2 protein-coding genes and 1 pseudogene are annotated in these 1508 nt (G+C 74.0%); all 3 read left to right on the plus strand.

Annotation, left to right across the window (positions count from 1 at the left end):
* Positions 1-607: aminotransferase class III-fold pyridoxal phosphate-dependent enzyme (locus tag AC27IQ_RS24380; RefSeq protein WP_487091115.1), on the plus strand; the 607-nt coding region annotated here is incomplete at its 5' end.
* Entirely contained in the window at positions 604-1296 is a 693-nt protein-coding gene (gene bioD / locus AC27IQ_RS24385; RefSeq protein WP_284393457.1) for a dethiobiotin synthase, read from the plus strand. The genes AC27IQ_RS24380 and bioD, both read left to right, overlap by 4 nt.
* A pseudogene (locus AC27IQ_RS24390) lies at positions 1293-1508 on the plus strand (8-amino-7-oxononanoate synthase); the annotation flags it as partial. The gene bioD and the pseudogene AC27IQ_RS24390, both read left to right, overlap by 4 nt.

The following is a 1508-nucleotide window of genomic DNA, read 5'->3' on the forward strand; positions in this document are numbered from 1 at the left end:
GCTGTGCGACCGCTACGGCGTGCACCTGGTGGTGGACGAGATCGCCACCGGCTTCGGCCGCACCGGCACGATGTTCGCGCACCAGCAGGCCGGCATCCGGCCCGATTTCATCTGCCTGTCCAAGGGCCTCACGGGCGGCACGCTGCCGCTGTCGGCCGTGCTCACCACCGAGGCCATGTACGCCGCGTTCTACGACGACGACGTGGCCCGCGGCTTCCTGCATTCGCACTCCTACACCGGCAACCCGCTGGCCTGCCGCGCGGCGCTGGCCACGCTGGAGCTGTTCGACCAGCTCGACCCGCTCGCGGCCAATGCGGCGCTGGCCGGGCGCATCGACGCCGCCTGCGCGCCCATCACGCAGCACCCGCGCGTGCGCCATGCGCGCCGGCTGGGCATGGTGTGGGCGTGGGACGTGGACACCACCCTGCCCGATTTTTCCCGCCGCTACCACCGCCACGCCATGGCGCGCGGACTGGTGCTGCGCCCCATCGGCAAAACGCTCTACGCCATGCCGCCCTACGTGCTCGACGACGAGGCCGTGCAGCACCTGGGCGATGCCGCCTTCGCCGCACTGCAGGCCACGCTGGCCGAGGAGACCTCCCCATGAACCCGACCCCGGCATTCGCCTGCTTCGTCACCGGCACCGACACCGGCGTGGGCAAGACGCTGGCCTCGGCCGGCCTGCTGCACGCGCTGGCGCGCCACCACACGCGCGTCGTGGGCATGAAGCCCATCGCCGCGGGCGCCGAATGGCACCATGGCCAGCTCGCCAACGAAGACGCCCTCGCCCTGCGCGCCGCCTCCACCATCGCGGTGCCCCCGGCGCTGGACAACCCCGTGCTGCTGCCCGACCCGCTCTCGCCCCACATCGCCGCCGAGCGCGCGGGCACGCGCATCGACATCGCGCACATCGTGCGCAGCTACGAAGCGCTGGCGGCGCAGGCCGATGCGGTCGTCGTCGAAGGCGCGGGCGGTTTCCACGTGCCGCTGTCGGACACCGAGACCGGCGCCGACCTCGCCCAGGCCCTGGGCCTGCCCGTGGTGCTGGTGGTGGGCCTGCGGCTGGGCTGCCTGAGCCACGCCGCGCTCACGGCCGATGCCGTGCGCGCGCGCGGCCTGCCGCTGGCTGGCTGGATCGCCAGCCGCATCGACCCGCACATGCGGGCGCCGCAAGAAAACCTCGACTGGCTCGCGCAGCGCCTGGGCGCCCCGCTGCTGGCCGACATTCCCTACCAGGCCGTGCCGGACGCCCGTGCGCTGCCCTTCGACCTTCCCGCCGCATGGACGACCCGATGAGCCCCCGCCCCGACGCCGCCTCCTGGATCGACGAGTTCCCGGCACGCATCGCCGCGCTCGACGCCGCCCACCTGCGCCGCCGGCGCCGCGCCGTGGTGCCGGCCGGCGGCGCGCACCTGCTGGTCGATGGTGCGCCCATGCTGGCTTTTTGCAGCAACGATTACCTGGGCCTGGCCGGCCACCCCGCGCTGGCCGAGGCTGCCTGCGCGGGC

This window comes from Acidovorax sp. KPB24-07 (assembly GCF_057543315.1).

What these genes read in the sequence shown, in the direction of transcription:
- bioD (WP_284393457.1), top strand. Translation starts at nt 604, where the DNA reads ATGAACCCGACCCCGGCATTCGCCTGCTTCGTCACCGGCACCGACACC.